Raw genomic sequence first — 20,856 nt, 5'->3', positions numbered from 1 at the left:
TCCAGACTTCATTCGGTCTGCACAATGTGCCCATGTTCCACGTGGAACATGGATAAGGGTGTGTCTGCTTGCCAGCATTCACTCAGCGAATCCGCATCGACGCAGCTGATAAACACCTGACAATCGAGCGATTCGAGCAAGCGGCAAAGCGCTTGCCGGTGGTGACGATCCAGCTCAGAGGGAAGGTCGTCGACCAAAAATACACAATCTCGCTGCCGTTCCATCAGACTAAGCAGGCGTCCCTGAGCAATCTTCATTGCACAGACGACCAGCTTCTGCTGACCGCGAGACAGCACTTCCGCTGCGTTCATCCCGTTCACCCGCAAGCGAAGATCCGCTCGCTGCGGTCCGGCCTGGGTGTGCCCAAGCGCAAGATCGCGGTCGAACTGGGAGTCCAGCACCTCAGCCAACCCTCGTTCGCGGTCCCATCCGCGAAAGTAACTGAGCGTCAACCCATCGATATCAGCCAGTTCCCCCAAAACCGATTCGAACACGGGCTTGAGTTGCTGCAGGTACTCCTGCCGGAAGGCGTCTATCTGCTCGCCAGAGGCGACCAGCTCGGCCTCCCAGGGGGCTAGCAGCGAACGTTCAATTCTACCACGTCGGAGCAGCGAATTCCGTTGTTTGAGGCTCTTTTGCAGACGTTGCCACGCGGGGAGAAAACGATGTTCCACGTGGAACACCCCCCAATCGAGATACTGACGGCGCTGCTTGGGAGCACCTTCGAGCAAGCGGAAGCTGTCGGGGTTGATCAATTGCAATGGCAGTACATCAGCAAGCTCGGAGGTACCACGCGCGTTCTGGCCGTTGATGCGAATTTCGTAGTCTGCCTGGCGATTACGTGAAATGCCTATCTTGCTGACACCACCCGCAACCTGAGAAACCTCGCCAAACACCGTACAGCTGTCCTGTTGATACTGAATGACCGGCTGCAAACGAGTACTACGAAAAGAACGGGCAAGACCCAAAATATGAATGGCCTCAAGCAAGCTCGTTTTGCCACTGCCATTGGGGCCTGAGATGAGATTAATGCGGGGAGAAGGGAGAAGGGTCACCGGGTGCAGATTACGCACCGCGGTGACCGACAAACGAGAGAGCGGCATCGCGCGTCAGAGACGCATCGGCATGACGACGTAGAGGCTTTCGTCCGACTCGGCTTCCTGAACCAGCGCGCTGCTGTTGGCATCAGACAGCACCAGCTTCGCCTGCTCGTGGCCAAGTACGTTCATGACGTCCAGCAGATAGCTGACGTTAAAGCCGATCTCCAGCGGCGCGCCGCTGTAGTCAACCACGACCTCTTCTTCCGCTTCTTCCTGCTCGGGGTTGTTAGCTTGAATCTTGAGCTGACCCGATTCGAGCGTCAGGCGAATACCGCGGTACTTTTCGTTGGAAAGGATCGCAGTGCGGCTAAACGCGTCGCGCAACGTATGACGATCAGCAACAACGATCTTGTCGCCGCCCCGCGGCAACACGCGCTCGTAGTCAGGGAACTTGCCGTCGACCAGCTTGGAGGTAAAGGTAAAGTCGCCGGTTGTAGCGCGAATGTGGTGTGTACCCAGCACCACGTTAACCAGATCGTCAGCCTCGCCGAGCAGGCGCGCCAACTCAAGCACACCCTTGCGAGGAACGATCAACTGGTAGCGCTCCTGGTAATCAATATTGGCGTCTACGGTGCACATCGCCATGCGGTGACCGTCGGTAGCAACTGCACGCAACTGACCGTTGTTAATTTCAAGCAGCAGACCATTCAAGTAATAGCGAACATCCTGCTGGGCCATTGCAAAACTGGTGCGATCGATCAGCCGACGCAGTTTCCCCTGGCTGACGGCAAAGCTCATTGCGCCTGGACCGTCTTCAACATTGGGGAAATCGTTGGCGGGCAACGTGGCGAGAGTGAAGCGACTGCGACCCGCCTTGATCAGAGCCTTGCCGTCTTCAACCTTGAAGTTGAGTGTGGCGTCGTCCGGCAGCGATTTACAGATATCCATCAGCTTGCGAGCAGGTACGGTAATCTCGCCGTCTTCACTGGCTTCTTCCAGTGCGATACGGCCAACCAGTTCGACCTCCAGATCGGTACCGGTCAATGACAGAGTATTGCCATCGACCACGAGCAGAACGTTGGACAGAACTGGAAGGGTCTGGCGGCGTTCCACAACACCCGCAACCAGTTGCAGGGGCTTCAACAGAGCTTCTCGCTGAATGGTGAATTGCATTGTCTTCCTTCGACCTCGTGCTGGTTGGCAGTGATGTGGGCTGACGAACTCAGGTCGTCAGCGTCCTCAACAAATTCTTGTAGTCCTCACGGATATCCGCATCCGTTTCACGCAACTCGGCAATCTTGCGCGTGGCGTGTAATACCGTCGTGTGATCACGCCCGCCAAAGGCATCGCCAATCTCCGGCAAACTGTGATTGGTCAGCTCTTTGGCTAACGCCATCGCGACCTGGCGTGGCCGGGCAACGGAACGTGAACGACGCTTGGACAACACGTCGGCCACCTTGATCTTGTAGTACTCGGCAACGGTACGTTGAATATTATCGATACTGACCAATTTATCCTGCAAGGCCAGCAAATCCTTCAACGATTCGCGAATCAGTTCAATGGTGATGTCGCGTCCCATGAAATGCGCGCTGGCAATCACCCGCTTGAGCGCACCTTCCAGCTCACGCACGTTGGAGCGGATACGCTGGGCAATAAAGAACGCAGCATCGTGTGGCAGGTCCACCCGCGACTGCTCGGCCTTTTTCATCAGAATTGCGACGCGGGTCTCCAGCTCGGGCGGCTCAACCGCAACGGTCAGCCCCCAGCCAAAACGCGACTTGAGACGTTCTTCCAGACCATCGATCTCTTTCGGGTAACGGTCGCTGGTCAGAATAACCTGCTGCCCGCCTTCAAGCAGGGCATTGAAGGTGTGGAAGAATTCTTCCTGAGAACGCTCCTTCTTGGCGAAGAACTGGATGTCATCAATCAACAGCGCATCCACCGAACGATAGTAACGCTTGAAGTCGTTGATTGCGTTCATCTGCAGAGCCTTGACCATATCGGCAACAAAACGCTCGGAATGCAGATAGACGATGCGGGCGGCTGGGTTCTTCTTGAGCAGGTGATTACCGACCGCATGCATAAGGTGGGTCTTACCCAAACCAACCCCCCCATAAAGGAACAGGGGGTTGTAACCATGCTTGGGATTGTCTGCGACCTGCCAAGCTGCTGCGCGCGCCAACTGGTTCGATTTCCCCTCAACGAAGTTCTCAAAGGTAAAGCTGCGATTGAGCAAGCTGGTGTGCTTGATCAGGGCAGGTGGGCTTTGAGGTGGTTCCGAAGGGGTTCCAGCGAGCTCTGCTGCCGCCTGGGCGCTACCGCTGTGATCAACCAGCGTTTGTTGAGGCTGAGACTCAACCACCACCGGCGTCACTGGTGCGGCAACCGGGATAGGTGCCGGTGCTGCTGCCGGTCTGGACGCAGGAGCGCTGGCAGGGGCAGCAGAAGCCGCAGCGGGCGAAGCACGACGGCTGCCAATCAGCAACGACACCATCGGCGCCTGTCCCTGAGACAGGTCATCCATCAGCTCCTGAATACGATTCAGGTACTTGTCGTTCACCCAGTCGAGCACAAAGCGGTTCGGTGCATACAACCGAATTTCAGCTTGATCGCCGTCAACCTGCAACGGGCGAATCCAGGTATTGAACTGTTGAGATGGTAGCTCATCACGCAAAAAATCGATGCATTGCTGCCAAAGTGCAACAGACACTGAATTCCCCCGGGACCACTGACATCAGCGGCTTTTATTGAATACAAAACGGACCGTTGCCAACTGTGGAAAGCGGCGCTGGCAGAGCGCTCTATTCTATCTGCTCCCCCCCTACTTATCCACACGCGTGCCCGTACTAGCGACAAAAAGTCCCGCCTCTGCAAACGGGTCGACGGCGGGAAAGAATCAGGAAAAACCCGTAATCCCACGAAAATAGCGCGCCGTGGACACTGTGGAAAACCTGCCTTCAAGTCTGTTGGCAACAGAGGGGGGAGGCTGGTGATAACTCCGCCTGTGGATAACAGGTCATCTTGTCCACAGGCAAGCCACAGGAGTGCATGCCATCTGGCAACGGCTTCTCAACACCCTTGTGCTTTCGCCAACCTAATGATCCAAAAGGAAAAAACGGGGTTACCCACAGAAAAGGTCGCCCTTATATATAACTATATCTTTAATCTTTCTAAAATTCTCTTTTCATAAATATTTCTATCTTCACGAACAGCAGAAAGGAAATTGACCTTGGGATCCTTTTTCTCTAGAATTGCCGGTCCCTCGAAGGGGCACTTTGCTCTGATGTAACTTACTCAGGTATCTGACGATGAAAAGAACGTTCCAACCCAGCGTACTGAAGCGCAAGCGCAACCACGGTTTCCGTGCACGCATGGCCACCAAGAACGGCCGTGCTGTTCTGGCTCGCCGTCGTGCCAAAGGCCGTGCACGCCTGTCAGCCTAAGACCCGGTAACCAGGTGGATCTCGGATTCGGCCCTGAATACAGGTTACTCAAACCTGCTCAGTTCAAGACCGTATTCGATGGAGCCACCTGTAAAGCCTCAGGACCCAGTCTGCTGCTGTTGGCCAGAGAAAACTCTCTGAGCCACGCGCGACTGGGTTTGGTCATTGCCAAAAAAAATGTCCGGCACGCGGTGGACCGTAACAGGGTCAAACGCATTGCCCGCGAATCGTTCAGACAGCATCGCGCTGAGCTGGGCAATCTGGACATTGTCGTACTTGCCCGCAAGGGAGTAGGCGACTTGGACAATACTGCGTTACATGCCCTGTATCAGAGTATGTGGCGCAGGCTGATCAAATCTGCTGCCAAAAACCGCTCACGTGACCCTGGACTCCCATCATCCAATGCGTAGCATCGCGTTAGGGCTGATCAAGGTTTACCGCTACGCTATCAGTCCCATGATGGCCAGTCACTGCCGTTTCTATCCCTCCTGTTCCTGCTACGCCCAGGAAGCCATCGAACAACATGGTCTTCTCAAGGGAGGCTTGCTCAGTGCTCGCCGCCTTGGACGTTGTCACCCATGGAACCCCGGTGGATATGATCCGGTACCCCCAGCTTCTGCCAACCGACCGACCCGAATGGCCAACAAACCATGAACCTCCAACGAAATATCCTCATTGGTGCTCTGCTGGTTATCACCTATCTGATGGTGGTGCAGTGGAACAAGGATTTTGTTCAGCAGGATCTTGCTCCCGCAGCCCAAACCCAGGTAGCTCCGCAAGACAGTAGTGACCTGCCCGGTGATGACCCTGCTGCTGTTGCTGATCACACCAACAGCGACGTGCCTGAAGCGATCAATGCCGATGGTGAGGCGCTGGCTCAGGTTCCGGTGGCGACTCCGTCCGCCGATGGTCAGCTGGTTCAGGTCGAGACCGATACCCTCAAGCTGAGCATCAACCCGATTGGCGGCGACATCGTCTCGCTTTCGCTGCCCGAGTATCCGACTCGCAAGGACCGTCCTGATCTGCCGTTCCAGTTGCTGGAGCAATCAAGCAACCGTACCTACGTTGCCCAGAGCGGTCTGACTGGCCAACAGGGCCCGGACAAGGCAACAGGCCGCGCGCGCTACAGCGTCGAGCAGAACAGCTACAAACTGGCTGACGGTCAGGAACAGCTGGTCGTTGACCTGAAAACCTCCAGTGACGGCGTTGCTTTCACCAAGCGCTTCACCTTTACCCGCGGCAGCTATCTGGTTGATGTCAGTTATCTGATTGACAACCAGAGTGCACAAGTCTGGAGCGGCAGCCTGTTCGGCCAGCTCAAACGTGACGGCAGTGGTGATCCATCCAGCTCGACCGCAACCGGTATGGCCACCTTCCTCGGTGCTGCTTACTGGAGTGCAGATGGCTCCTACACCAAGCTGAAGCTGTCCGAACTGGACGACATGCAGCAGAAGAACAGCCAGTTGAAGGAATCTGTGACCGGCGGTTGGGCTGCCTGGCTGCAGCACTACTTCGTTAGTGCCTGGATTCCAAGTGCTGATGGCACCCACACCTATCGCACGTTGAAGGATCGCGCGGGTAACTACATCATCGGTTTCACCAGCCCGGCCGTTCAGGTACCTGCAGGCGAACAACGCACCATTTCTGCCGAGTTCTATGCTGGTCCGAAGATTCAGGACGATCTGAAAGCCATCTCCCCCGGCCTGGACCTGACCGTCGATTACGGTTTCCTCTGGTGGATTGCCCAGCCGCTGTTCTGGGTTCTCAGCCTGATCCACGGCTTCGTCGGCAACTGGGGTTGGAGCATCATCCTGCTGACCTGCCTGATCAAGCTGATTTTCTTCCCGCTGTCTGCAACCAGCTATCGCTCCATGGCCAACATGCGCCGCGTTGCTCCCAAGCTGCAGGCGCTGCGTGAGCAGTACGGCGATGACCGTCAGAAAATGTCCCAGGGCATGATGGAGCTGTACAAAAAAGAGAAGATCAACCCGCTGGGTGGCTGCCTGCCGATTCTGGTGCAGATGCCGGTCTTCATCGCCTTGTACTGGACCCTGATGGAAAGCGTCGAAATCCGTCAAGCCGAATGGCTGGGCTGGATCACCGACCTGTCGCTGAAGGACCCGTACTTCATCCTGCCGATCATCATGGGCGCGACCATGTTCCTGCAACAGCAGCTGAACCCGACGCCGCCGGACCCGATGCAAGCCAAGGTGATGAAGATGCTGCCGATTGTCTTCACCTTCTTCTTCCTGTGGTTCCCGGCTGGTCTGGTGCTGTACTGGGTAGTCAACAACTGTCTGTCGATCGCACAACAGTGGTACATTACCCGCCAGATCGAAAAGGGCGCTGCGAGCAAGGACTAAGGTTCGGCACACCGCCAGTCAAACGCCCCGTTTACGGGGCGTTTTGCTATCCACTGAAAACACCGGAGTCGCCATGAGCAAGCCTTATCACGCCGATACTATTGCCGCGCTGGCGACGGCCCCCGGCCAGGGTGGAGTCGGCATCATCCGGGTATCAGGCCCCGCAGCCCGAGACATTGCTCAGCGCATCGCCCGCCGCGACCTGCAACCGCGCTACGCCCACTACGGTCCGTTCTGGTCTACTGAGCAGACACTGGACGAAGGCATCGCGCTGTTCTTCCCCGGCCCGCATTCCTTTACCGGTGAAGACGTGCTGGAGCTGCAGGGCCACGGTGGCCCGGTGGTGATGGATCTGCTGCTCAAGGCCTGTCTGGCCGCCGGAGCACGCCAGGCCAGACCCGGTGAGTTCAGCGAGCGCGCCTTCCTCAACGACAAGCTGGATCTGGCCCAGGCTGAAGCCATTGCGGATCTGATCGAGGCCAGCTCCGAGCAGGCCGCGCGCAATGCACTGAACTCCCTGCAGGGCGCATTCTCACAGCGGGTCCACAGCCTGACCGAGTCGCTGATTGCGCTGCGCATCTATGTCGAAGCGGCCATCGACTTTCCCGAGGAAGAAATCGATTTTCTCGCCGACGGGCATGTGCTCAATCAACTGCAGCAGGTGCAAGCTGAACTCAGCCAGGTCCAGCGCCAGGCCGGGCAGGGCGCGCTGCTGCGTGATGGCATGACGGTAGTGATCGCAGGCCGCCCGAACGCTGGCAAGTCCAGTCTGCTCAACGCGCTGGCCGGGCGCGAGAGCGCCATCGTCACCGACATCGCCGGCACCACGCGGGATATCCTGCGCGAACATATCCACATCGACGGCATGCCGTTGCACATCATCGACACCGCCGGCCTGCGCGATACCGAGGATCAGGTGGAGCGCATTGGTGTGCAGCGTGCCATGGCCGCCATCGGCGAGGCAGACCGGATTCTGCTGATGGTCGACGCCAGTCAGCCGGAAGCGAAGAACCCGGATTTGCTGTGGCCGGAATTCCTCGAACAACGCCCTGATCCGGCCAAGGTCACCTTGATCTACAACAAGGTAGACGTCACCGGCGAGCCGGTTGCGCTCGATACCGCCGCCGACGGCTCAGTGGTGTTGCACCTGTCGGCCCGTCAGGGCGACGGCATCGACCTGCTGCGCGACCACCTGAAGGCCTGCATGGGGTTTGAGCAAACCGGCGAGAGCCTGTTCAGCGCGCGCCGCCGTCACCTGGAGGCACTCGAGGAGGCGGCGAGCTTCCTGCAACACGGCCATGATCAGCTGACTCTGATGGGTGCCGGCGAGCTACTGGCCGAAGACCTGCGCATGGCGCAGCAGGCGCTCGGCAAGATCACCGGCGAGTTCTCCGCCGATGATCTGCTGGGACGGATTTTCTCCAGCTTCTGCATCGGCAAGTAACCGTTACCCCGAGCGCGGCTGCTTTAGTCGCAATGTACTGACAGCCGCCGCAAGGCAGGCAAAGCAACCGGCGGCGATCAACGCGGCATGGGTGCCATTGTCGACGAACAGGTTGAACATCAACGCCACCAGCGCCGCACCGCTGGTCTGGCCAACCAGCCTGGCGGTGCTCAGCATGCCACTGGCGCCGCCGCTGCGGTGCAGGGGGGCGGCGGTGATGATGGTGTGATTGTTGGGCGACTGGAACAGCCCGAACCCGGCGCCGCACAGCACCATCCAGCCGAGTATTGCGCCAGTTCCCGGCTTGTCCGGCAATGCTGCCAACCCCCAAAGACCTCCGGCAAACAGCAGCATGCCAATACCACCCAGCAAGCCCGCGTGAAAACGCTCCAGCAGCCGCCCGGCCAAGGGCGCGCTAACCATGGTCGCTAGCGGCCATGGCGTCATCAGCAAACCGGTTTGCATAGCATTGAGTCCAAGCTGCTGCTGGAAATAGAAGGGGATGGAGACCATCGCCAGCATCTGCCCGGCGAACGCGGTGACCGAACTGCCGATAGACAAGGCAAAGATGGGAATGCGCAGCAGATCCACCGGCAGCAACGGCATGCTGCGGCTCAGCTGTCGACGCACGAACAGCCAACCCAGCGGGCCGCCAATCAACAATGGCCCGAGCAACCACCAGCCGGCGTGGCCCTGGGCTACACCGGTAACAGCCATAAAGAAGCAACCCAGGGTAAGTACGTTGAGCACCGCGCTTGGCAGATCAAAGCGCAGGCTCGGAGCACCTGCATTGGCGGGCAGAAACTTCCAGCCCATCAGCAAGGCTAGCAGGCCGACGGGGGCGCTGACCGCGAACAGCCAGGGCCAGCTGGCGAGCGACAAAATGACCGCTGCTACACTGGGGCCGGCAGCAGCGGCCACCGAGACAATCAGGGTATTGAGCGCCACACCGCGGGCCAGGCGCGCACGGGGATAAATCAGTCGGGTCAGGGCGCCGTTGACGCTCATCACCGCTGCAGCGCCCAGCCCCTGCAGCATGCGCGCGAGGGTCAGCTGCAACAGTGAATCACTCAGGGCGCAAACTATCGACATGGCAGAAAACACCGCCAGCCCGATCAGATAGATACGCCGGTAGCTCCACAGGTCGCCAAGCGAAGCCAGAGGCAGCAAGCTGACCGCAATTACCAACTGGTAGGCGTTGACCACCCAGATGGAATTGGCCGCGCTGGCCCCCAGATCATCGGCGATGGTAGGCAACGCGACATTGGCAATCATGCCGTCCAATACGGCCATGGTGACGCCCAGCGCAATCGCGATGATCGCGCCGAGTCGTCTGGGCATGGGTAAACCGTCGTTGCTGGCAGGTGACACAGCGCGCCTCAAGATCGCAGAACCGACCGGTCACCTTAGCATAGAGGCGTGCGTTATCAGTTCCAGCCGGCCACTTCGTGCACCGGTGCGGCACGCTGTACCAGACAGCGACCATCGCGCATCGACGCAAGAACCGGGCTCTGATTCAGCAGTACCTCATACGGCGTTGTGCCGTTGAGCACCATGCAGCGCGCGGGGTTGCCGACCGCGATGCCGTACTCGGCAAGATTGAGCGCCGCAGCGCCGTTATCGGTAACGATTTCCAGCGCGGTTTCTATCCGCTCCATACCCAGCATGTGGCAGGCATGCAGGCCGACATCCAGCGTGCGCAGGAGATTGCCGTTGCCCATTGGGTACCAGGGGTCACGGATCGAATCCTGACCAAAGCAGACCTTGAGACCGGCATCCAGCAATTCGGGTACCCGGGTGATGCCGCGGCGTTTTGGATACCCATCAAATCGGCCCTGCAGGTGCAGATTCTCGGTCGGCAGTGCCACAAAGCGCAGCCCCGACTTGCCGAGCAGGCGGAACAGCCGGCTGCAGTAGGCGTCTTCGTAGGAGTGCATGGCACAGGTGTGGCTGGCGGTAACCCGGCTGCCGTAATCGCGGCTCAGGGCCTCGGCGGCGAGCACTTCAAGAAAGCGCGACTGCGGGTCATCGATCTCGTCGCAGTGCACGTCCACCAGACAATCGTTGGCTTCAGCCAGATCCATCAGCAACTTGACCGACTCCACCCCGTAATCGCGGGTGAACTCAAAATGCGGAATGCCACCAATCACATCGGCACCCACCGTCACCGCTTCACGCATCAGCTCCTTACCGCCCGGGAAGGACAAAATGCCCTCCTGCGGGAAGGCAACAATCTGCAGATCAACAAATTCCCGCACTCGGTCACGTACTTCAACCATAGCCCGCAGCGCGGTCAGCTGCGGATCGGTGACATCAACGTGGGTACGCACGTACTGAATGCCGTGGGCGGCAAACAGCTTCAGCGTCTGCTCGGCACGGCTGATGACATCATCCCGGCTCAGCGTCGCCTTGCGCTCGCCCCAGCACTCGATGCCTTCGAACAGGGTTCCGCTCTGATTCCAGCGCGGCTGGCCGGCGGTGAGCGCAGCGTCCAGGTGAATGTGCGGCTCGACAAAGGGCGGCAGCAGCAGGTTGCCGGCCGCATCCAGCTCGCCGGCTGCTACCGGGGTAACGTCAGCTTGCACACTGATCCGGCTGAACCGGCCAGCGCTGATCTCAACCCGGTGCAGACCACTCTGGCCGGGCAGGCGCGCATTGATGATGGCAGACAGCGTCTGGGTCATGGGGAATCTCCAAAATCGGGTGTAGTGATGGGCTCGTGCAGTAGCACATGAGCCAGAATCAGGTTGTAGATGTCTGTGGGGTTGGCTGGGTCCAGCCCGGTCTCACGGAACAGACGATCGAGGCGGTTACGCACCGAGTTGCGATGGCTGCCCAGCGCCGCGGCAGCCGCGCTGATGTTGCCGCCATGCCGCAACCAGGCATCAACGGTCGGTGCCAGTTGCTGCAACAGCGTCTGATGCTCGGCAAACCAGGGAGCGATAAACTCAGCTCGTGCTTCTACGTCGCCAATGCGTAGCTGCAGCTTCTCCAGCAGGCTGCTCGCTCTGGCCTCGGTTTCGCGCCAGGCCAACTGCTCACGTTGCACGATGGCGCGACTAATCACTTCAGTCACCGTCACCATCGGCAGCGAATATGGCTGCTCAAGCAGCGGCAGCTGATGCTGATCCGCCAGGCGCAGCAGGGCGGCGGGTAGGCGACCGATGTAGGCATCACCGGTCAGGATAACCAGCCCTGCAACCTTGGCTGCGGCCCCCTCGTAAAGCAGTTCAAACAGGTTATCGACGCTATGGTGACGACCAATCCCAGTGATGAACACAAGCTCGCCCCCCTTGATCCACGGGGTAAACGAACGGTTCTCCGCCACATAAGGCCAGCGGACAATGCGCTGCGCACCCGCGTGGCCGGCACGCAGCTGGATGGCTCCGAGCCCAGGCAACGCTGGTACATCGAGGGTGCGCAGCAGCGAACTCACAGATTGCTCAGCTCGGTAGCTCGACGTTCCTTGACCGCGCTGACCACCAGTGCGATCAGCGCATAGGACGCTGCAGCCACCAGCACACCAACCACCGGCGCAATCCAGTTGGAGGTATACGCCACCAGCGAGCCCAGCGCGTAGGCAATCAGACCAACCACATTGAACGCGGGCAGGGTAGTGGAACCCAGATCTGCGTAGCGGCCGCGCCAGGTTACGAAATAGTTGGCCATGATCACGCCACCGACCGGCGGGATGAAGGTACCCAGCAGGATCAGGAAGGGAATCAGCCACTCATACATGCCCAGCACCGCCAGCAGGGTGCCAATCGCCGCGCCGATGACGGTGATGGTGCGGCGACGTTCGGTGCGCAGCAGGTTACAACCGGCCACGGCGAAGTTGTAGACGGTGTTGTCCTGAGTGGTCCAGAGATTGAGGAACAGCATCAGCACGCCCAGTGTGGCCAACCCCTGTGCTACCAGAATGTCGACGATGTCAGCCTGTTGATAGACCAGCGCGCCAAAAGCCCCCACCAGCGTCATCAGACCGTTGCCGATAAAGAACGCTGCCAGGGTCGCAATGACAGCAGCCTTGCCGGATTTCGCGAAGCGCGTCCAGTTGGTCGCCTGGGTACCACCGCTGACAAAGGTACCGAATACCAGTGTAATCGCCGCGGCCACGCTCAGCTCAGAACTGGGGACGATGGCGCCAAGACCGGAGAGACCGCCAGCGTCTTGAGTGGCGATACCCAGACTGACCGCTATCAGAATCAGCATCGCCGGCACCGCGAAACGCGACAATAAGTCCAGACCGCGGTAGCCAACAAAGGCACTGATGCAGAAGCCGAACCCAAAGACCACCATCAGCGGCAGTGTCAGCCCTTCCGGCAAACCGGTCATTTTTACCAGCAGCAGCGCCATGGTTGCTGTACCCCAGGCGTACCAGCCGATCTGGGTAAAGCCGAGAATGAAATCGGACAGCTTGCTGCCAATCTCACCAAAGGCGTAGCGACTCATCAATGCGGTATTCAGCCCCGAGCGCGCAGCGATGTAGCCCAGGATGGCTGCATAAGTGCCGAGCAGCAGGTTGCCAATTAACAGGATCCACAGAGTAGTCGAGAAATCGAAGGCGGCGCCAACGCTGCCGCCAGCCCACATGGTGGCGCTGAAGAAGGTAAAGCCCAGCAGCACGAAGCTCATTGACCACATGCTTTTGCGCGCTGTTTCCGGCACCGGGCTCAACGGGTAATCCGGGTCCGTGGTGTGCTCTGACTGATTCATTGGGTATCTCCGCATGGTGAAAAGGGCGCCTGCAGCCCTGCAGACGTGCATCACCGGTGATATAGCAACCGCTATGCCAGCACACAGCTTTCCCGGCAATAGGCCGGGAGCGAAGCTGAAAAAGGTGTGCAATCTGCACATGATAGCGAGAGGTGTGCACCTGAACAGCGCGAAATATCAAAAAATCAGGCGAATAAAGTCTGTGGAAAACCCGGCCCCAACCCGGTCGATAACCCTGGGGATAGTCTGGGGCGAAACCACCCTGTGGATAACCAACACCTTTACCCACAGGCTACCCCCGGCTTTTACCCCCATCCAACGACCGCTTTCACACAACCTTTTGATTGACGCAAGATTATGATCTATAAATACTTTTATGACTTACCCACAGAAAAGTGGCTGACTATATACATTAACTAATTCAAGGTTTATATAAATCTTTTTTTTCTTATCTATATCTATCTGTCCGTTTTCTCCCCACTCGACCCGCTGTACAAAAAGTGTTCAGTCAAAGCTGCAATTTTTTCCCCTTGGGCCTATAATCAGCCCCTTTTTTCCGCGTCAGGCACAGGCCTGACAATCGAGGTGACAGGTGGATTTCCCCAGCCGTTTTGACGTCATAGTGGTAGGCGGTGGCCATGCCGGTACCGAAGCTGCACTCGCTGCTGCCCGTATGGGGGTAAAAACCCTGCTGCTCAGTCATAACGTCGAAACCCTCGGTCAGATGAGCTGCAACCCGGCGATTGGCGGGATCGGCAAGAGCCATCTGGTCAAGGAGATCGATGCGCTGGGTGGTGCGATGGCGCTGGCTACCGATAAGGCCGGTATCCAGTTCCGTGTGCTCAACAGCCGCAAAGGTCCTGCCGTGCGTGCCACCCGAGCCCAGGCTGACCGCGTGCTGTACAAGGCTGCTATCCGTCATACCCTGGAGAACCAGGAAAATCTGTGGATCTTCCAGCAGGCCTGCGATGACCTGATTGTCGAACAGCAGCAGGTGCGCGGTGTGGTTACCCAGATGGGCCTGCGTTTTCTGGCTGACAACGTGGTGCTGACCACCGGCACCTTCCTTGGCGGCCTGATTCACATCGGTCTGGATAATTACTCTGGCGGTCGCGCCGGTGATCCGCCAGCCATCGCGCTGGCCCAGCGTCTGCGTGAACTGCCGCTGCGGGTGGATCGGCTGAAAACCGGCACCCCGCCGCGCATCGACGGTCGCAGTGTTGATTTCAGCCAGATGACCCCGCAGCCAGGCGATACGCCGATCCCGGTGATGTCATTCATGGGCAATGCCGCAATGCATCCGGAGCAGGTCAACTGCTGGATCACCCACACCAACGAGCGCACTCACGACATCATCCGCGAGAATCTGGATCGTTCGCCGATGTACACCGGGGTCATCGAAGGCATCGGCCCGCGCTACTGCCCGTCGATCGAAGACAAGATCCATCGTTTCGCCGACAAGGATCAGCACCAGGTATTCATCGAGCCGGAAGGCCTGACTACCCACGAGCTGTACCCGAACGGCATTTCCACCTCGCTGCCGTTTGATGTGCAGCTGCAGATCGTGCGCTCGATCAAGGGCATGGAGAACGCGCATATCCTGCGCCCCGGTTACGCCATCGAATACGATTACTTCAACCCGCAGGACCTGAAGTACTCGCTGGAAACCAAGGTCATCGACGGTCTGTTTTTCGCCGGTCAGATCAACGGCACCACGGGTTACGAAGAGGCCGGTGCCCAGGGCCTGCTGGCCGGTCTGAACGCCGCCTTGCGCTCGCAGGAGCGCGACGCCTGGTGTCCGCGTCGTGACGAGGCCTACATTGGCGTGCTGGTCGACGACCTGATCACCATGGGTACCCGCGAGCCCTACCGCATGTTCACCTCGCGCGCCGAGTACCGCCTGGTGCTGCGTGAGGACAACGCCGATCTGCGACTGACTGAAAAGGGCCGTGAGCTGGGTCTGGTCGATGATGAGCGCTGGGCGGTGTTCAATGCCAAGCGCGAAGCCATCGAGCAGGAAACCCAGCGTCTGCGCAGCACCTGGGTACAGCCCGCCAGCGAACAGGGCAAGGCTTACAGCGCCCAGTACGGTACGCCGCTGACCCACGAATACAGCCTGCTGGATCTGCTGCGCCGCCCGGAAGTGGATTACGCCGCGCTGGTTGAACTGACCGGTGCCAGTGACATTCCGGCCGATGCCGCCGAACAGGTCGAGATTCAGGCCAAATACGCCGGTTATATCGAGCGTCAGCAGGAAGAAATCGAGCGTCTGCGTCAGCATGAGCAGACTCGCCTGCCGGACGATCTGGACTATGCCGGCCTGAACGGGCTGTCGAACGAAATTCGCGCCAAGCTGGCCGATGTGCGTCCGCAGACTCTGGGGCAGGCGTCACGTATCCCTGGTGTGACGCCGGCCGCCGTCAGCCTGCTGCTGATCCATCTGAAAAAACGCAACGCCCTCGGCGATAGCTCGCTGGCCCGGGAGGCGTAAGCGCAATGAGTCAACATGCGGTAGAGCTGGCGCAGGGCGCCAAGCAGTTGGGTGTCGCTCTGACGGAGCAGCAACAGGAAAAACTGCTGGGCTACATGGCCCTGCTGAACAAGTGGAACAAGGCGTACAACCTGACCGCGGTGCGCGACCCGAACGAGATGGTCAGCCGTCACTTGCTCGACAGTCTGAGCATTGTCTCGTTCATCGATGGCCAGCGCTGGCTGGATGTCGGCAGCGGTGGCGGTATGCCCGGCGTGATGCTGGCGATCATGTTTCCCGAGCGTGAGTTCACCCTGCTCGACAGCAATGGCAAGAAGACCCGGTTTCTCACTCAGGTGAAAAACGAGCTGGGGCTAGGCAACCTGCAGGTGGTCAACAGCCGGGTCGAGGCGTTCGAGCCAGGCCAGCCGTTTGACGGCATTACCTCACGCGCCTTTGCCTCGTTGGCCGACTTCACTCACCTGACGCGTCACCTTGGTACGACGCAAACCCGCTGGTTGGCGATGAAAGGCGTGTACCCCGACGAAGAACTGGCTGCCATGCCGGTCGACTTCGAACTCGAGAGCAGTGCACAATTGCAGGTTCCCGGTTGCGTTGGCAGCCGTCATCTGTTGATACTGCGACGGATGAATCAGGGCTGATATCAAGGGGGCTGAACGTGGGCAAGGTGCTGGCAGTAGCCAACCAGAAGGGCGGTGTGGGCAAGACCACCACCACGATCAATCTTGCCGCCTCGCTGGCCGCAACCAAGCGCAAGGTGCTGTTGATCGATCTGGACCCCCAGGGCAACGCGACCATGGGCAGCGGGATCGACAAGGCCAACCTGGATAACTCGGTCTACGAGTTGCTGACCGGTCAATGCGAATTTGCCGATGCGGTTTGCCGTTCGGAGCACGGTGGCTATGACCTGCTGCCTGCCAACGGCGATCTGACGGCCGCTGAAGTCGAGCTGATCAACATCAAAATGAAGGAAAGCCGGCTGCGTTACGCGCTGGTTAATGCCCGTGATCATTACGACTTCATCCTGATCGACTGCCCGCCTTCGCTGAATATGCTGACGGTCAACGGGCTGGTCGCCGCCGATGGGGTGGTGATCCCGATGCAGTGTGAGTATTACGCGCTGGAAGGGTTGTCGGCACTGGTCAACACCATCAGTCGGATCAGCTCGGTGCTGAACCCGAGTCTGCAGATTGAAGGCCTGCTGCGGACCATGTACGACCCGCGTAACAGTCTGACGCTGGATGTGTCGGCGCAGCTCAGTGCCCACTTTGGCGACAAGCTCTATCAGACTGTGATTCCGCGCAACGTACGACTGGCCGAAGCACCCAGTTTTGGCATGCCGGCACTGGCCTATGACAAGCAGTCGCGCGGCGCAGTCGCCTATCTGGCGCTAGCCGGCGAAGTTGTACGCCGCAGCAAACAGGCAGCCAAGGCGGCTGCCGTTACCGATTTGAACGATTGACTACAAGGACATCAGGCATGGCGGGCAAGAAACGCGGCTTGGGACGGGGACTGGACGCATTGCTGGGTGCCAGTGTTGCGCCGACAGCGGACGGCGCAAGCCAGGATCAGATTCTCAAGGAGCTGCCGGTCGACCTGGTGCAGCGTGGCAAGTACCAGCCGCGCCGTGACATGGACCCGCAGGCGCTGGAAGAACTGGCTGAATCGATTCGCGCTCAGGGCGTGATGCAGCCCATCGTCGTTCGTCCGATCGGCGAGGGTCGCTACGAAATCATCGCCGGTGAGCGCCGCTGGCGTGCCAGCCAGCTGGCCGGACTCGACAGCATTCCGGCGGTCATCCGCGAAGTACCGGATGAAGCTGCCATCGCCATGGCGCTGATCGAGAACATCCAGCGTGAAGACCTCAACCCGATCGAGGAAGCAATTGCTCTGCAGCGTCTGCAGCAGGAGTTCGAACTCACCCAGCAACAGGTTGCAGACGCCGTTGGCAAATCACGGGTCAGTATTACCAACCTGCTGCGGCTGATGAGCCTGCCCGAAGACGTGAAACTGATGCTCGAACGCGGCGACCTGGAAATGGGCCATGCCCGCGCTTTGCTTGGCCTGCCGCCTGAGCAACAGACCGGCGCGGCCCGTCAGGTGGTGGCCAAAGGATTGACCGTTCGTCAGACCGAAGCGCTGGTCCGCCAGTGGCTAAGCCCGAAAAGAGATGCGACACAACAGCGCACCAATCCCGATATCGAGCGTCTGCAACAGGACCTGGGGGAACGTTTGGGGGCGGAAGTGAAGTTGCAACATGGGGCCCGCGGTAAAGGGCGCCTGGTTATCAGCTACAGCTCGCTTGATGAGCTCGATGGCATTCTTGAGCACATCCGCTAAGCTCGTTTGAGTGCTCAGCCAGCGCCATTGCTGGCTTGGAGCGAGGTCTCCAATTATTACAAAAGATGACCTCAAGACGTCGCAATTCTGATTCAAACCACAAGATGTAGTGCCTGACTCCGGCGCACAACCAAACGCGCGGGGAATGCCGTGCAGATCAGGCAGCATGCGCCTTCGCGGCGTTTCGCTCAGCACGGGCTTGGTTGCCTCTGCGGGGTCGAACACATATAATCACCGGCGCTTTAGAGGCAGCCCGGTAATTTGTTTCACGCATGCACCACCCGCAGGGGTTTTGAGTACTGATGACGACTGTGAAGACCAATGCCATTCGTCGTCCCCCGCTGATCAAGTGGTTCGCGTTTCAGGCTGTCGTTGTGTTTTTGATGGGGGCGCTTTTCTGGATTAAAAGCCCCGTGGCGGCGTATTCCGCCCTGGCAGGAGGCTTCATCTTCCTCCTGCCCAATGTGTATTTCGCGCTCAAGGCTTTTCGGTATACCGGTGCGCGGGCTGCGAAGCAGATCATGGGTTCTTTTTACAAGGGTGAGGCCGGCAAGCTCATCCTTTGCGCTGTCCTCTTTGCGATAGCGTTCAAAAGTATTAAGCCGATAGACGAATCGGCACTGTTTCTTACATTTGCGATCATGCTGGTCACGAACTGGCTAACACCTGCAGTAATGGGTGGAAAAACGCAGCATAGCTAAAGGACCTGAGAGAACGTTATGGCAGGCGCTACCGCATCAGACTATATCAAGCACCACCTTCAGAACCTGACCTATGGGAAACTCCCGGCCGGTTATGAACGTACCGATGGTACCGTTCTGAGCCAGGACACCTGGACCATGGCCCACGGCGCCCAGGAAGCGTCCGACATGGGTTTCATGGCTATCCACGTAGACACCATGGGCTGGTCCCTGTTCCTTGGTGCACTGTTCCTGTTCTTCTTCCGCATGGCCGCCAAGAAAGCCACCTCCGGTGTCCCCGGTGGTCTGCAGAACTTCGTTGAAATGATGGTCGAGTTCGTCGATCAGAGCGTCAAGGAAACCTTCCACGGTCGCAACAAGGTGATTGCCCCGCTGGCGCTGACCATCTTCTGCTGGGTCTTCCTGATGAACTTCATGGACTTGATCCCCGTCGACTTCCTGCCGCAGCTGTTCCACATGGCTGGCGTCGAATACATGAAGGTCGTTCCGACCACCGACGTCAACGCCACCCTGGGCATGTCGCTGTCGGTATTCGCGCTGATCATCTTCTATAGCGTCAAGGTCAAGGGTGTTGGCGGCTTCCTCGGTGAGCTGACCCTGCATCCCTTCTCCTCCAGCAACATCTTCCTGAAGGTTCTGCTGATTCCGGTCAACCTGCTGCTTGAAGGCGTCAGCCTGCTGGCCAAGCCGGTCTCTCTCGCCCTGCGTCTGTTCGGTAACCTGTACGCCGGCGAGCTGATCTTCATCCTGATCGCTCTGCTGCCCTTCTGGGCTCAGTGGGCTCTGTCCGTGCCGTGGGCTATCTTCCACATTCTGATCATCACGCTGCAGGCATTTATCTTCATGATGCTGACCATCGTGTACCTCAGCATGGCGCACGAAGACAGTCACTGATTCAGGCGATAACGATTTAGTTCTACCCGAAAACCCATAACTTGCAATTAACTGAAAACTGGGAGCTTTAAATGGAAACTGTAGTTGGAATGACCGCGATTGCCGTAGCACTGCTGATTGGCCTGGGCGCACTGGGTACTGCCATCGGCTTTGGTATCCTGGGTGGCAAATTCCTGGAAGGCGCTGCGCGTCAGCCGGAAATGATCCCCGCTCTGCAGGTGAAAATGTTCATCGTCGCCGGTCTGCTCGACGCCGTAACCATGATCGGTGTTGGTATCGCTCTGTTCTTCACCTTTGCCAACCCCTTCCTTGCCCAAGTTGCGTAATGCAGTCGCCGGCAACGGCGACTTCAACTTGAAGGTAATGAATACGACAGGCAAGAGGTGAAGACGTGAACATCAATTTGACGATAGCCGGTCAAGCGATCGCGTTCTTCATCTTCGTGGTGTTCTGCATGAAGTATGTATGGCCTCCGGTCATTGCTGCTCTGCAGGAGCGCCAGAAGAAGATCGCAGATGGCCTTGCAGCCTCTGATCGCGCCGCCAAGGACCTGGAACTGACTCAAGAAAAGTCGGCCCAGGAACTGCGTCAGGCCAAAGAGCAGGCAGCAGCTCTGATTGAGCAAGCTAACAAGCGCGCCAACCAGATTGTTGAAGCCTCCAAAGAGGACGCTCGCAAGGAAGGTGAGAAGATCCTGGCTCAGGCACAGGCCGAAATCGAACAGCAGCGCATCAAGGCCAGAGACGCTCTGCGTGCCGAGATTGCTGCCATCGCAGTCGCCGGCGCCGAGAAGATTCTGGAAACTTCTGTCGACGCTGACAAGCACGGTGACATGCTGAACAAGCTGGTAGCCGAACTCTAAGCGAGGTCATCATGGCAGAACTGATTACGCTGGCCCGCCCCTACGCCAAAGCGGCATTTGAGCGGGCAAAAGCCCAACAGGCCCTGGCCGAATGGGCCGAGGTGCTGAACGCTGCTGGCCAGGTGGCCGCAGACGTGGCAACTCGCCAGCTGCTGACCGATCCGGGTCTGGCGGAACAGAAGAAAGCCGACGTCATCCTCGACTGCACCGGTAAATCGGTGAGCGAAGAGCAACGCAACTTTCTGACGATCCTCGCCGATAATCGCAGGCTTGCCCTGCTTCCCGAGATCGCGACGCTATTTAACAGCTTCCGAGCTGATCTTGAGCGTACCATCGACATCAACGTGAGCTCGGCTTTCGAGCTGACCGCTGAGCAGCAGCAGAAGCTGTCCGAGGCATTGTCCCGCAAGCTGGATCGCAACGTGCAGATCGAAGCGGCTGTGGACAAGTCACTGATTGGTGGACTGGTTGTTCGCACCGGCGACTTGGTCATCGACGCCTCTGTGCGCGCAAAACTGACCAAACTGGCCGAGTCGTTGGGCTCCTGATTTCAGCATAAGGT

General features: G+C 58.7%; 21 protein-coding genes. 14 read left to right on the top strand and 7 right to left on the bottom strand.

Annotated elements, in window-relative coordinates; genetic code table 11:
* Nucleotides 1-8: 8 nt before the first annotated feature.
* Genes recF through dnaA form a run of 3 tightly spaced genes read right to left on the bottom strand, consistent with a single transcriptional unit; the run spans nucleotide 9 to nucleotide 3,750 of the window.
* Nucleotides 9-1,103 (bottom strand): DNA replication/repair protein RecF, encoded by a 1,095-nt coding sequence (recF, locus tag C1949_RS01615; RefSeq protein ID WP_104736713.1) that lies wholly within the window; start codon nucleotides 1,101-1,103, stop codon nucleotides 9-11.
* A gap of 6 nt (nucleotides 1,104-1,109) precedes the next feature.
* Nucleotides 1,110-2,213: a DNA polymerase III subunit beta gene (gene dnaN / locus C1949_RS01610; protein ID WP_104736712.1), complete on the bottom strand. Its 1,104-nt coding sequence runs from the start codon at nucleotides 2,211-2,213 to the stop codon at nucleotides 1,110-1,112.
* A 49-nt stretch (nucleotides 2,214-2,262) separates the two neighbouring features.
* Nucleotides 2,263-3,750 (bottom strand): chromosomal replication initiator protein DnaA, encoded by a 1,488-nt coding sequence (dnaA, locus tag C1949_RS01605; protein ID WP_104736711.1) that lies wholly within the window; start codon nucleotides 3,748-3,750, stop codon nucleotides 2,263-2,265.
* A gap of 598 nt (nucleotides 3,751-4,348) precedes the next feature.
* On the opposite strand from dnaA, the gene rpmH reads away from it, so the two are divergent.
* From rpmH to mnmE, 5 genes are all read left to right on the top strand, one after another.
* Nucleotides 4,349-4,483: a 50S ribosomal protein L34 gene (rpmH, locus tag C1949_RS01600; protein WP_074496262.1), complete on the top strand. Its 135-nt coding sequence runs from the start codon at nucleotides 4,349-4,351 to the stop codon at nucleotides 4,481-4,483.
* Nucleotides 4,484-4,497: 14 nt separating this feature from the next.
* A complete protein-coding gene (gene rnpA, locus C1949_RS01595) occupies nucleotides 4,498-4,893 on the top strand; it encodes a ribonuclease P protein component (protein ID WP_104736710.1) in 396 nt (131 codons plus the stop codon).
* Nucleotides 4,886-5,137, top strand: a complete 252-nt coding sequence (gene yidD / locus C1949_RS01590; RefSeq protein WP_104736709.1) for a membrane protein insertion efficiency factor YidD — start codon at nucleotides 4,886-4,888, stop codon at nucleotides 5,135-5,137. Before rnpA ends, yidD begins: the two co-directional genes overlap by 8 nt.
* The gene (yidC, locus tag C1949_RS01585) at nucleotides 5,134-6,846 is read left to right on the top strand and encodes a membrane protein insertase YidC (RefSeq protein ID WP_104736708.1); all 1,713 of its coding nucleotides are present in this window, start codon (nucleotides 5,134-5,136) and stop codon (nucleotides 6,844-6,846) included. Before yidD ends, yidC begins: the two co-directional genes overlap by 4 nt.
* Before the next feature lie 73 nt (nucleotides 6,847-6,919).
* Nucleotides 6,920-8,290 (top strand): tRNA uridine-5-carboxymethylaminomethyl(34) synthesis GTPase MnmE, encoded by a 1,371-nt coding sequence (mnmE, locus tag C1949_RS01580; protein WP_104736707.1) that lies wholly within the window; start codon nucleotides 6,920-6,922, stop codon nucleotides 8,288-8,290.
* A gap of 3 nt (nucleotides 8,291-8,293) precedes the next feature.
* Here the strand turns inward: mnmE and C1949_RS01575 are convergent, their stop codons facing one another.
* The 4 genes from C1949_RS01575 to codB form a co-directional block, all read right to left on the bottom strand.
* Nucleotides 8,294-9,631, bottom strand: a complete 1,338-nt coding sequence (locus tag C1949_RS01575) for an MFS transporter (protein ID WP_211287034.1) — start codon at nucleotides 9,629-9,631, stop codon at nucleotides 8,294-8,296.
* 86 nt (nucleotides 9,632-9,717) lie between these two features.
* Entirely contained in the window at nucleotides 9,718-10,974 is a 1,257-nt protein-coding gene (codA, locus tag C1949_RS01570) for a cytosine deaminase (protein ID WP_104736705.1), read from the bottom strand.
* On the bottom strand, nucleotides 10,971-11,726 hold the full coding sequence (locus C1949_RS01565; RefSeq protein ID WP_229744314.1) for a PucR family transcriptional regulator: 756 nt from the start codon (nucleotides 11,724-11,726) through the stop codon (nucleotides 10,971-10,973). The genes codA and C1949_RS01565 overlap by 4 nt, the downstream gene beginning before the upstream one ends.
* On the bottom strand, nucleotides 11,723-13,006 hold the full coding sequence (gene codB, locus C1949_RS01560; protein ID WP_104736704.1) for a cytosine permease: 1,284 nt from the start codon (nucleotides 13,004-13,006) through the stop codon (nucleotides 11,723-11,725). The genes C1949_RS01565 and codB overlap by 4 nt, the downstream gene beginning before the upstream one ends.
* Nucleotides 13,007-13,598: 592 nt before the next feature.
* Between codB and mnmG the strand changes: the two genes are divergently transcribed.
* From mnmG to C1949_RS01515, 9 genes are all read left to right on the top strand, one after another.
* Nucleotides 13,599-15,497 carry a tRNA uridine-5-carboxymethylaminomethyl(34) synthesis enzyme MnmG gene (mnmG, locus tag C1949_RS01555; protein WP_104736703.1) on the top strand — a complete coding sequence of 633 codons (1,899 nt, stop codon included), beginning with the start codon at nucleotides 13,599-13,601 and terminating at the stop codon, nucleotides 15,495-15,497.
* A 5-nt stretch (nucleotides 15,498-15,502) separates the two neighbouring features.
* Nucleotides 15,503-16,138, top strand: coding sequence for a 16S rRNA (guanine(527)-N(7))-methyltransferase RsmG (gene rsmG / locus C1949_RS01550; RefSeq protein ID WP_104736702.1), 636 nt, complete (start codon nucleotides 15,503-15,505; stop codon nucleotides 16,136-16,138).
* A gap of 17 nt (nucleotides 16,139-16,155) precedes the next feature.
* Nucleotides 16,156-16,959, top strand: coding sequence for a ParA family protein (locus C1949_RS01545; RefSeq protein ID WP_104736701.1), 804 nt, complete (start codon nucleotides 16,156-16,158; stop codon nucleotides 16,957-16,959).
* Nucleotides 16,960-16,976: 17 nt separating this feature from the next.
* Nucleotides 16,977-17,837 (top strand): ParB/RepB/Spo0J family partition protein, encoded by an 861-nt coding sequence (locus tag C1949_RS01540; RefSeq protein WP_104736700.1) that lies wholly within the window; start codon nucleotides 16,977-16,979, stop codon nucleotides 17,835-17,837.
* Nucleotides 17,838-18,139: 302 nt separating this feature from the next.
* Entirely contained in the window at nucleotides 18,140-18,538 is a 399-nt protein-coding gene (locus tag C1949_RS01535) for a F0F1 ATP synthase subunit I (RefSeq protein WP_104736699.1), read from the top strand.
* An 18-nt stretch (nucleotides 18,539-18,556) separates the two neighbouring features.
* On the top strand, nucleotides 18,557-19,432 hold the full coding sequence (atpB, locus tag C1949_RS01530; protein ID WP_104736698.1) for a F0F1 ATP synthase subunit A: 876 nt from the start codon (nucleotides 18,557-18,559) through the stop codon (nucleotides 19,430-19,432).
* Nucleotides 19,433-19,503: 71 nt separating this feature from the next.
* Complete coding sequence (gene atpE / locus C1949_RS01525; RefSeq protein WP_088275884.1) at nucleotides 19,504-19,758, top strand: F0F1 ATP synthase subunit C; 255 nt, start codon at nucleotides 19,504-19,506, stop codon at nucleotides 19,756-19,758.
* A gap of 65 nt (nucleotides 19,759-19,823) precedes the next feature.
* Nucleotides 19,824-20,294, top strand: a complete 471-nt coding sequence (locus C1949_RS01520; RefSeq protein WP_088275883.1) for a F0F1 ATP synthase subunit B — start codon at nucleotides 19,824-19,826, stop codon at nucleotides 20,292-20,294.
* A gap of 11 nt (nucleotides 20,295-20,305) precedes the next feature.
* Entirely contained in the window at nucleotides 20,306-20,842 is a 537-nt protein-coding gene (locus C1949_RS01515; RefSeq protein WP_104736697.1) for a F0F1 ATP synthase subunit delta, read from the top strand.
* Nucleotides 20,843-20,856 lie beyond the last annotated feature (14 nt).

Origin of the sequence: Halopseudomonas oceani, from assembly GCF_002903165.1 — a bacterium.
Taxonomy (GTDB): Bacteria; Pseudomonadota; Gammaproteobacteria; order Pseudomonadales; family Pseudomonadaceae; genus Halopseudomonas; species Halopseudomonas oceani.
Note: the sequence above shows the minus strand (reverse complement) of the source record. Positions and strands in the feature narration are given on the sequence as shown.

Bases quoted from the DNA above. Each gene is read 5' to 3' on its own strand.
- yidC (WP_104736708.1), top strand. From the start codon at position 5,134: ATGAACCTCCAACGAAATATCCTCATTGGTGCTCTGCTGGTTATCACC.
- atpE (WP_088275884.1), top strand. From the start codon at position 19,504: ATGGAAACTGTAGTTGGAATGACCGCGATTGCCGTAGCACTGCTGATT.
- C1949_RS01540 (WP_104736700.1), top strand. From the start codon at position 16,977: ATGGCGGGCAAGAAACGCGGCTTGGGACGGGGACTGGACGCATTGCTG.
- C1949_RS01535 (WP_104736699.1), top strand. From the start codon at position 18,140: ATGACGACTGTGAAGACCAATGCCATTCGTCGTCCCCCGCTGATCAAG.
- recF (WP_104736713.1), bottom strand. From the start codon at position 1,103: ATGCCGCTCTCTCGTTTGTCGGTCACCGCGGTGCGTAATCTGCACCCG.
- C1949_RS01515 (WP_104736697.1), top strand. From the start codon at position 20,306: ATGGCAGAACTGATTACGCTGGCCCGCCCCTACGCCAAAGCGGCATTT.
- rpmH (WP_074496262.1), top strand. From the start codon at position 4,349: ATGAAAAGAACGTTCCAACCCAGCGTACTGAAGCGCAAGCGCAACCAC.
- C1949_RS01575 (WP_211287034.1), bottom strand. From the start codon at position 9,631: ATGCCCAGACGACTCGGCGCGATCATCGCGATTGCGCTGGGCGTCACC.
- mnmE (WP_104736707.1), top strand. From the start codon at position 6,920: ATGAGCAAGCCTTATCACGCCGATACTATTGCCGCGCTGGCGACGGCC.
- atpB (WP_104736698.1), top strand. From the start codon at position 18,557: ATGGCAGGCGCTACCGCATCAGACTATATCAAGCACCACCTTCAGAAC.
- codB (WP_104736704.1), bottom strand. From the start codon at position 13,006: ATGAATCAGTCAGAGCACACCACGGACCCGGATTACCCGTTGAGCCCG.
- codA (WP_104736705.1), bottom strand. From the start codon at position 10,974: ATGACCCAGACGCTGTCTGCCATCATCAATGCGCGCCTGCCCGGCCAG.
- yidD (WP_104736709.1), top strand. From the start codon at position 4,886: ATGCGTAGCATCGCGTTAGGGCTGATCAAGGTTTACCGCTACGCTATC.
- rsmG (WP_104736702.1), top strand. From the start codon at position 15,503: ATGAGTCAACATGCGGTAGAGCTGGCGCAGGGCGCCAAGCAGTTGGGT.
- dnaN (WP_104736712.1), bottom strand. From the start codon at position 2,213: ATGCAATTCACCATTCAGCGAGAAGCTCTGTTGAAGCCCCTGCAACTG.